Origin of the sequence: Falsiroseomonas oryzae (genome assembly GCF_027856955.1) — a bacterium.
Classification (GTDB): Bacteria; Pseudomonadota; Alphaproteobacteria; order Acetobacterales; family Acetobacteraceae; genus Falsiroseomonas; species Falsiroseomonas oryzae.
Map to the genome: position 1 here is coordinate 1 of NZ_JAPSMD010000907.1, position 865 is coordinate 865.

At 76.9% G+C, this 865-nt stretch carries 1 protein-coding gene; it reads left to right on the forward strand.

The window, feature by feature from the left end; all coding sequences use genetic code 11:
- Positions 1-219: 219 nt before the first annotated feature.
- The coding region (locus OZN99_RS32605; protein ID WP_270939323.1) for an FHA domain-containing protein at positions 220-865 on the forward strand (646 nt) is incomplete at its 3' end.

Here is an 865-nt window from a genome sequence, read left to right on the forward strand (position 1 = left end):
ACCGCGGTGGCGGGCTCGATCAACCTGGCCGCGGTGCGCGGCGACCCGCTGCGGCGCGACGCCAGGCTGCGGCGATTCCTGGACAGCGCACGCGAGATCGCCGCGGGCGGCGCCGGCCGGCTGCCGCCGGGCGGCTGAGGACGAAGTCCATGAGACGATACGACGCGCCCGCCCGCGCCGCCCGCCGCGCCACCCCGCCGTCCGGGGCCCGCGGCTGACATGCGCCTCACCCTCTCCACCCTGCGCTGCCCCGACACCGTCGCGCCGGAGACGCGCACCACTGGTGGCGGCGAGTTCACCATCGGCCGCGCGCCCGACAATTCCTGGGTGCTGCCGGACCCCGAGCGCCACCTGTCCAAGCGCCATTGCGTGCTCGCCTTCCGCAGCGGCGGCTGGCAGATCGCCGACACCAGCACCAACGGGACCTACCTGAACCGCGACGCCGAGCCGATCGGCCAGGGCCAGGTGCGCGACGTGCGCGACGGCGACCGCATCCGCCTCGGCGCCTACGAGATCGAGCTGCGCATCGAGGAGGAGGCGGCCGGTGCCGCGCCACAGCCGATCGGCCTGCATGCCGGCAGCGGCGTCGGTGGCGCGAACCCCTTCGACGACGATCCCTTCGCCGCCCCGCCGGCCGCCGCCGCGCCCACCCAGGCCCCCGCCTGGCGCGACCAGGACCCGCTGCTGCCGGCCGATTTCGATCCCTTCGCGCCGGCCGAGCCGGATCCCTTCGCCGGCCCGAGCATCGCCGACCACAGCCCGGCGACCTCGGACGCCTTCCGCCCGCCGCCGGTGACACCCGGCCCGGCGCCCGTGCTGCTGCCCGACGACTGGGACCTGGACGAGCCGCTGCTGCCGCCGGCCG